Genomic DNA, 7,143 nt, shown 5'->3' with positions numbered 1-7,143 from the left:
CGGTGTCGGCGACGGGCAGCACCAGGGTCAGCGGACCGGGCCAGAAGGCCTTGGCCAGCGCCCGGGCGCGATCGTCGAACCGGGCGATGGTCTCGCCCATGGCCAGGTCGGCCACATGGGCGATCAGGGGATTGAACTGCGGCCGGCCCTTGGCCTCGAACAGGGCGGCGACCGCGCGGGGATCGGCCGCGTCGGCGGCCAGGCCATAGACCGTCTCGGTGGGCAGGATGACCAGGGCGCCGCTGGCCAGGGCCTGGGCGGCGCGTTGGGCGGCGGCATCGGCTTGGCTCATGGTCTGGCTCCGGTTGCGCAAGGGCGTGATAGCCGCAAAGGGGCCGGCTTGTCCCCTCCTGGCCTGCTCGGCCTTGGTGACGCCACGTCATCGCGCCTAAATAGCGGCCTGCCTTAGTGGAGCCCTGCATGACTTTCCGCGCGCCCGTCCGCGACATCGCCTTCGCCCTCAACGTCGCCGGCCACGGGGACCTGGCCAAGGCGAGCTTCCCGGAACTGGACGAGGCCACCATCGAAGCGGTGTTGGACGCCGCCGGCGCCTTCACCACCGACGTGCTCGCCCCCCTGAATCGCATCGGCGACCAGCAGGGCGCCAGCCACAGGGACGGCAAGGTCACCGCCGCGCCCGGTTTCGCCGACGCCTATCGGGCATTCGCCGAACAGGGCTGGAACAGCCTGTCGGCCGACCCCGAGCATGGGGGCCAGGGCCTGCCCAAGGCCATGGAGCTGGCGGTGTTCGAGATGGTCCATGCGGCCAACATGGCCTTTGGCCTCTGTCCCATGCTGACCCAGGCGGCCATCGAGGCCCTGACCCTGCATGGCGACGAGCGCCAGAAGCGCCTGGTCCTGCCCAGGCTGGTCTCCGGCGAATGGACCGGCACCATGAACCTGACCGAGCCGCAGGCTGGCACCGACCTGGCGGCGCTCACCACCCGGGCCGAGCCGGACGGGAATGGCGGCTACCGGCTGTTTGGCCAGAAGATCTTCATCACCTGGGGCGACCACGATGCGGCCGACAATATCTGCCACCTGGTGCTGGCGAGGCTTCCTGATGCGCCCCCTGGGGTGAAAGGCATCTCGCTCTTCCTGGCCACCAAGCGGCTGGTCAAGGACGACGGGTCCCTGGGCGAGGCCAACAGCCTCTGGCCGGCCTCCATCGAGCACAAGCTGGGAATCCACGCCTCGCCCACCTGCGTGATGATGTTCGACGGCGCCCAGGCCGAGCTGGTGGGGGAGGTCAATCAGGGCCTGGCCCACATGTTCGTCATGATGAACGCCGCGCGCCTGCAGGTGGGCGTCGAGGGCGTCGGAATCGCCGAGCGGGCCTTTCAGCAGGCGCTCGCCTACGCCCAGGACCGCACCCAGGGGAAGTCGGCCTGGACCGGCGCCTCGCCGGCACCGATCTTCGACCATCCCGATGTGCGCCGCACGCTGATGCTGATGAAGGCCAGGATCGAGGCGGCCCGAGGCATCTGCTTCATGACCGGCGTGCTGGCCGACCATGCGCGGCTGGGGCCGACGCCGGAGGCCCGGGCCAGCGCCAAGGCTCGTCAGGAGCTGCTGACCCCCATCGCCAAGGCCTGGTCCACCGACATGGGGGTCGAGGTCGCCTCCATGGGCGTGCAGATCCACGGGGGCATGGGCTTCATCGAAGAAACGGGCGCGGCCCAGCACTATCGCGACGCCCGCATCGCCCCGATCTATGAGGGCGCCAACGGCATCCAGGCCCTGGACCTGGCCGGCCGCAAGCTGGGCATGGCCGACGGCGCGGTGATGGACGCCCTGTGCGCGGAGATGGCCATGACCGCCGAGGCGCTGACCGAACGCGCCGACCTGACCGAGGCCGGTCGCCGTCTGGCCGAGGGCGTGCGGTCCCTGGAGGCGGCCACCGACTGGCTGCTGGCCAACCGCGGAACAGACTCCGCAGCCGGCGCGACCCCCTATCTGAAGCTGGCCGGCGACGTGATCGGGGGTTTTGTCCTGGCCCGCCAGGCGCTGGCCGCCGCGGGCTCGGACGATCCGTGGATGCAGGCCCGCCTGCCGCTGCTGCGCCTCTACGGCGCCCAGGTCCTGACCGGCGCCGGCGGCCTGGCGGCGGCGGTGACCCAAGGGGCGGCCGAACTGGAAGCCGTCGGCGCCGAGGCGCTGGGAGGATAGCATCCCAACCCTGCGAGGATCGGTCGGGCCGGCTTTCCACCGTTGATTCATATTCTTAGGGCAGGGTCGCAGGCCAGTTCCCATGGACCCGCGTCATGATGCCCACCGCTCCGAAAGCCACCGTTCCCTGTCAGGGTTGCCGTGACGGCGAAGGCCTCGACTTCGATTTCGCGATGGCTTTCCAGCCGATCATGGACATGGAGACCGGCCAGCCCTTCGCCTATGAAGCCCTGGTCCGCGGGCCGGCTGGGGAGTCGGCCTGGAGCGTGCTTTCGCAGGTGACGGCCGAGAACCGCTACGCCTTCGACCAGCAGTGCCGGGTTAGGGCGATCGAGACGGCGACCCAGGCCGGCATCCTCGACGGGCCGGCCAGGCTGTCGATCAACTTCCTACCCAACGCGGTCTATTCGCCGCTGGCCTGCATCCAGCTGACCTTGAAGACGGCGGCGGCCAACGGTTTTCCCACCGACCGGCTGATCTTCGAGTTCACCGAGAACGAACAGATGGCCGATCCGGCCCATGTGGCCAGTATCGTCGCCAGCTACCAGAAGATGGGCTTTGGCACGGCGCTGGATGATTTCGGCGCCGGCCATGCGGGGCTGAACCTGCTGGCCCGCTTCCAGACCGACATCATCAAGCTGGACATGGACCTGATCCGCGGCCTGGACCAAAGCCTGCCGCGGCGGACCATCGTGGCTGGCGTCGTGCGGATGTGCGCCGAATTAGGGATCGAAGTGATCGCCGAGGGCATCGAGACCGAGGGCGAACTGGCCGCCCTGCGGGCCATCGGGGTGCGGTATATTCAGGGCTACCTGCTGGCCCGGCCGGCCTTTGAGACCCTGCCGGTCGTGGATCTGCCGACGCTCCGGCGGGTGGCGGCGGCGGGTTAGGACCCCGACAGGACCGGCCGCAAAGCCAGGTCCTGCCAGGGATTTCAGGCCTTAAGTCAGGACGATGATCGCCACGCGGCGATTCTGCGCCCGGCCGTCGGCGGTGTCGTTGGGGGCGACGGGGGCCTCCTCGCCATACGAGATCGTGGCCATGCGGTTCAACGCAATGCCGTTCATGGACAGGTACTTGCGCACCGCCTCGGCCCGGGCCTCGCCCAGTTCGTCATTATAGCCGGAGGGGCCGGTGGCGTCGGTATGGCCCTGGATTTCCAGATAGACGTTGCGGTTTTCCGAGGTCAGCCGCTGGACCAGCTCCGACAGCCGGGCCTCGGCCTCGGGCGACAGGGCGTGGCGGTCGGAGGGGAATTTCACGGAATCGTCGGAGAGCACGACCTCATAGAGGAACTTGCCTTCTGCGAGCTTGTGGGCGGCGTTTGCCCGGTCCAGGGCCTCGCCGGCGGTGCCCTGCACCTGGGTGACGCGGTTGTCGACCACGGCGACCTCGTCACGGACAAAGCCCTTGGTGGCGCAGCCGCTGGCCACCAGGCCGGCCATCACCAGAACGCTGACGGTCGCAGCCGACCGAAGAGTGGATTTCGTCATGTAAGCGCCTTTCTGCAACGCAGACCCCATCCCCATCTGCAGTGGAAACGCCATTGGGTTGGCCTATCACGGCCCCGTGATGGCGCGATCGTGGCGTCAACAAGGCGCCTTGACCATGGGCGCGCCCGTCCGCCGCCACCTTCTCGACGCATCCCCGTGGGAGCCATTCGGGTCCCGATCACGGCGACAGGCGCTTCATGCAAGGGCGAAACGACCAGCGCAGAACGGTGGGCCGCGCAGGCGCAGGCCTGGCGAGTCTGGCGGTCCACGGCGCGATCCTGGGCGCCCTGGCGCTGGCTTCGCCCCCGCCTGCCGAGCCCGAATCCCAGCCGATCGAGGTGTCTCTGATCCCTCCGCCACCGCGACCTGAGCCGCCCCCGCCGCCGCCGCCGCCGGCCGAAGCGCCTGATGGTCCAGCGCAGGATGACGCCGCCCCGGCTGCGGCCGCGACGCCTCCTGCGCCTGCGCCCAAGATCTCCCCACCGGTCCCGCCGCCGCGGCAGGCCAGGCCCGCCCCGCGGCCGCCGGAGATGCCACCCCTGCCCGTGCCGCCAGCGCCCAAGGCGCCGACCTATGCCCTGCTGAGCGCCGCCCAGACGGCGGGCGCGATCACCGTGGGCGCGGGACCCGGCGGCGGCGCGGGCGGCGCTGGAGCCAGCGGGACCGGCGCCGGCGATGGGGCCGGCGGCGGCGGTTCCTCCTGCAGCATGGTGGCGCGGTTGCAGACGGCGCTGCGCAAGGAGCCTAGTATCCAGGCGACGGTGGCCCAGGCCAGCGCGGCGTCCGGCGCTCGCGGCCGCGCCCTGCACCTTTGGGACGGCCAGTGGGTGCAGAGTCCGGGTCAGACTGGCCGCGGCCTGGCCGGGGTGCGCCAAGCCATCGCCGTGGAGGTGGCCTTTGCGCCGGAAGCTTGCCGCCGCGACGCCGTCTCCGGCCATGTGGTGCTCAGCCTCGCCGACGGTCCCGGCGCGCCGCGCATCGCCCTGGGCGCGGGCCGGTGGCGCTGGTCAGACCTGCTCGAGGCGCGGCGGTAAGGCTTGACCTGTCGCTGCGACCCGCCTCTCTTCAAGCCCAACAAACGTTTGAAAAACGAGGAGGACGCCGTGGCCTACAAACCCTTCGACCTGACCGGAAAGGTGGCCCTGGTCACCGGCGGCAATGGCGGCATCGGCTTTGGCATGGTCGAGGCGATGGCCCAGGCCGGCGCCGACATCGTCATCTGGGGCTCCAATCCGGACAAGAACCGGACGGCGGAAGAGAAGCTGAAGCCCACCGGGGTGCGGGTGCTGACCCAGGTGGTCAATGTGGCTGACGAGACCGCGGTGGCCGACGGCATGGAAGCTGCGGTCGCAAAGATGGGCGCGGTCCACACCGTGGTGGCCAACGCCGGCATCGGCGGCGGGGCCAAGTCCTTCTCGGAGTTTCCCACAGAGACCTATCGCAAGGTGCTGTCGGTCAATCTGGATGGGGTCTTCTTCACCTTCCGCGAAGCCTGCAAGCACATGGTCGCCCGGGGCGGCGACGGCCAGGGCGGTTCGCTGGTGGCGATCTCGTCGCTGTCGGCCCTGGACGGGGCGGCGCGCAACCAGGCCTATGCGGCGACCAAGGGCGCGCTGATTCCCATGGTCCGGGCCATCGCCGTGGAGCATGCGCGATATGGCGTGCGGGCCAATGTCATCCTGCCCGGCTGGATCGCTACCGACATGACCGCGGGCGCCCAGGACAACGACAAGTTCAATGAGAACGTCATCAAGCGCGTGCCCATGCGCCGCTGGGGTGAGCCGGCCGACTTTGGCGGCATGGCGGTCTATCTGGCCTCCGACGCCTCGCGCTTCCACACCGGCGACTCCTTCCTGATCGACGGCGGCTACGGCGTTTTCTAAGCGCCGCAGGCATCGAAAAAAGAAGGGGACACGAAGGGCACAAAGGAGCGCGAAGAGCACAAAGGGTGAAGCGTCTAGATCTTCGTGTCCTTTGCTATCCTTCGTGTCCTTTGTGTCCTCTCTTTTAGAACGCGCTCCGCGCGGCGCTACGAGCCCCTGACGCAGGGTCAGTGTTTCCGCTGGCGGCCGACGGCGCCATGGTGGGTTCAAGCAAAAACACCACGGGAGACGACGCCATGACCCTGCACACGCCGCTTTGCGACCTGCTGGAGATCCAGCATCCGATCATGCAGGCCGGCATGGGCGGGGTGGCCTATGCCGAGCTGGTGGCCGCGGTCTGCGAGGCCGGCGGCTATGGGGTGCTGGGCATGGCCGGCCGCTCGCCAGACTTCATCCGCGAGGAGATGCGCAAGGTCCGCAAGCTGACCGACAAGCCGTTCGGCGTCGATCTGCTGGCCGCCTCGCCCGAGAGCCTGACAGCCTCGGTGGAGATCATCATCGAAGAGGGTGCTTCCTCCTTCATCGCCGGCCTCGGCGTGCCAATGCCGATCATGGAGAAGCTGAAGGCTGCGGGCCTCAAGGTCATGGTGGTCTGCGGGGCGGTGAAGCATGCGGTCAAGGCCGAGCAGGCCGGCTGCGACGCCGTCATCTGCCAGGGCGGGGAGGGTGGCGGCCATACGGGCCTGGTCGGCACCCTGCCGCTGGTCGCCCAGGCCGTAGAGGCCGTGAAGATTCCGGTGGTCGCCGCCGGCGGCATTTCCGACGGCCGTGGCCTGGCTGCGGCCCTGGCGCTGGGCGCGCAAGGGGTCTGGATCGGCACCCGGTTCATCGCCTCGACCGAGGCTCATGCGGGCCAGGCCTATCGCGACGCGGTGGTGGCCGCTGAAGACGTCGATACGGTCCGCACCCGCTGCTATTCGGGCAAGCCCATGCGGGTGATGAAGAACCCCTATGTGGAGGATTGGGAGACCCGGCCCCAGGAGATCCAGCCCTTCCCGATGCAGGCCATGCACTCTTCCAAGGCTGGCGTGATGGGCGGCATCGGCGGCCAGGTCGAAGGCCTCGACCCCGACCGCTCCTGCTTCGCCATGGGCCAGTCGGCCGGCGGTATCCACGATATCAAGCCTGCGGCCCAGATCGTGGCCGAGATGGTCGCCGAAGCCGAGGCCGCCATCGACCGGATGGCCAGGCTCCGCAGTCGCGCAATGGCCTGAGGCTATTGCTGGGCCGCACCCAGGAAGCCGTCGGGATCGTTGGCCAGGCCCGCAAAGGCGCCGAGGCAGCGCTGCCACACGGCCACCTGGTCGCGCAGGTCGCCTTCGGTCTGGCTGTCAGCCAGCAGGAGCCCGTAGCGGACATCGACCTGGTCGCCACGCATCACCGCGCGGCAGAGAATGTCGCGGTTGTTGAAGCTGTTGAGGTGGTCCAGGGTCATGGCGCGCTTGTCGACGCTGGCGGTGAAGCCGAGCGCGCGACAGGCCCGGCCCGCCTCGTCGCAGCCGATGAATTCGGCGCCGAAAATACCCCCCGGCGTCACCACATTGAGGCGGACCTGGCCCGCCTCCCGGCCCTCCATCTCGCCCCGCGCGCCCATGCCC

At 69.3% G+C, this 7,143-nt stretch carries 8 protein-coding genes; 5 read left to right on the top strand and 3 right to left on the bottom strand.

Annotated features, from left to right (window positions below; translation table 11 throughout):
- A partial coding sequence (locus V7702_RS16155) for an L-threonylcarbamoyladenylate synthase (RefSeq protein ID WP_335651108.1) occupies positions 1–292 on the bottom strand: 292 nt, incomplete at its 3' end.
- Between the two features lie 128 nt (positions 293–420).
- Between V7702_RS16155 and V7702_RS16150 the strand changes: the two genes are divergently transcribed.
- Together V7702_RS16150 and V7702_RS16145 are read left to right on the top strand one after the other, a co-directional pair.
- Positions 421–2,169: an acyl-CoA dehydrogenase gene (locus V7702_RS16150; RefSeq protein WP_335651107.1), complete on the top strand. Its 1,749-nt coding sequence runs from the start codon at positions 421–423 to the stop codon at positions 2,167–2,169.
- A 95-nt stretch (positions 2,170–2,264) separates the two neighbouring features.
- A complete protein-coding gene (locus V7702_RS16145; RefSeq protein WP_335651106.1) occupies positions 2,265–3,059 on the top strand; it encodes an EAL domain-containing protein in 795 nt (264 codons plus the stop codon).
- 51 nt (positions 3,060–3,110) lie between these two features.
- Here the strand turns inward: V7702_RS16145 and V7702_RS16140 are convergent, their stop codons facing one another.
- Entirely contained in the window at positions 3,111–3,662 is a 552-nt protein-coding gene (locus V7702_RS16140) for an OmpA family protein (RefSeq protein ID WP_335651105.1), read from the bottom strand.
- 197 nt (positions 3,663–3,859) lie between these two features.
- On the opposite strand from V7702_RS16140, the gene V7702_RS16135 reads away from it, so the two are divergent.
- The 3 genes from V7702_RS16135 to V7702_RS16125 all read left to right on the top strand — a co-directional run bounded on the left by V7702_RS16135 (position 3,860) and on the right by V7702_RS16125 (position 6,759).
- Positions 3,860–4,696, top strand: coding sequence for a hypothetical protein (locus V7702_RS16135; protein ID WP_335651104.1), 837 nt, complete (start codon positions 3,860–3,862; stop codon positions 4,694–4,696).
- Positions 4,697–4,765: 69 nt separating this feature from the next.
- On the top strand, positions 4,766–5,545 hold the full coding sequence (locus tag V7702_RS16130; RefSeq protein WP_335651103.1) for an SDR family NAD(P)-dependent oxidoreductase: 780 nt from the start codon (positions 4,766–4,768) through the stop codon (positions 5,543–5,545).
- 236 nt (positions 5,546–5,781) lie between these two features.
- Entirely contained in the window at positions 5,782–6,759 is a 978-nt protein-coding gene (locus tag V7702_RS16125) for an NAD(P)H-dependent flavin oxidoreductase (protein ID WP_335651102.1), read from the top strand.
- A gap of 2 nt (positions 6,760–6,761) precedes the next feature.
- On the opposite strand, the gene V7702_RS16120 is transcribed toward V7702_RS16125, so the two are convergent.
- A partial coding sequence (locus tag V7702_RS16120) for a YbjN domain-containing protein (RefSeq protein WP_335651101.1) occupies positions 6,762–7,143 on the bottom strand: 382 nt, incomplete at its 5' end.

Origin of the sequence: Phenylobacterium sp. (assembly GCF_036963605.1) — a bacterium.
GTDB lineage: Bacteria > Pseudomonadota > Alphaproteobacteria > Caulobacterales > Caulobacteraceae > Phenylobacterium.
This window is presented reverse-complemented; position numbering and strand designations above follow the sequence as displayed.

Bases quoted from the DNA above. Each gene is read 5' to 3' on its own strand.
- V7702_RS16145 (WP_335651106.1), top strand. From the start codon at position 2,265: ATGATGCCCACCGCTCCGAAAGCCACCGTTCCCTGTCAGGGTTGCCGT.
- V7702_RS16125 (WP_335651102.1), top strand. From the start codon at position 5,782: ATGACCCTGCACACGCCGCTTTGCGACCTGCTGGAGATCCAGCATCCG.
- V7702_RS16135 (WP_335651104.1), top strand. From the start codon at position 3,860: ATGCAAGGGCGAAACGACCAGCGCAGAACGGTGGGCCGCGCAGGCGCA.
- V7702_RS16140 (WP_335651105.1), bottom strand. From the start codon at position 3,662: ATGACGAAATCCACTCTTCGGTCGGCTGCGACCGTCAGCGTTCTGGTG.
- V7702_RS16150 (WP_335651107.1), top strand. From the start codon at position 421: ATGACTTTCCGCGCGCCCGTCCGCGACATCGCCTTCGCCCTCAACGTC.